The sequence below is a fragment of the Methylobacterium frigidaeris genome (assembly GCF_022179185.1).
Lineage (GTDB): Bacteria > Pseudomonadota > Alphaproteobacteria > Rhizobiales > Beijerinckiaceae > Methylobacterium > Methylobacterium frigidaeris.
On sequence record NZ_BPQJ01000378.1, the window covers coordinates 1 to 232 of the forward strand.

Genomic DNA, 232 nt, shown 5'->3' on the forward strand with positions numbered 1-232 from the left:
GGCGGTGAGTGGTTCCACGAAGGCCGCCCAGGTCCGGGCCCAGACGGTCCCGGCCCGGCCATCCTGCGCAGGCCCTGCTGCCATGAGCGACGCCACGAACGCGTCCTCCTGCACCTTGCATTCGTCGAGGGCGTTGCGCTCGTCCCCGGCCCGGCTCTGACCGGGCGGCTGATGGGCGTAGGATTCCCGCAGGCAGCGATGCCACGCCCGTTCGAGCACACGCGGATCGGGC

Annotated in this window: 1 protein-coding gene; it reads right to left on the bottom strand. The window is 72.4% G+C overall.

The features are described 5' to 3' along the window. Nucleotides 1–219 (bottom strand): hypothetical protein (locus MFF64_RS37420; protein WP_238194140.1); only part of this gene is annotated, 219 nt, incomplete at its 3' end. Nucleotides 220–232: the final 13 nt, after the last annotated feature.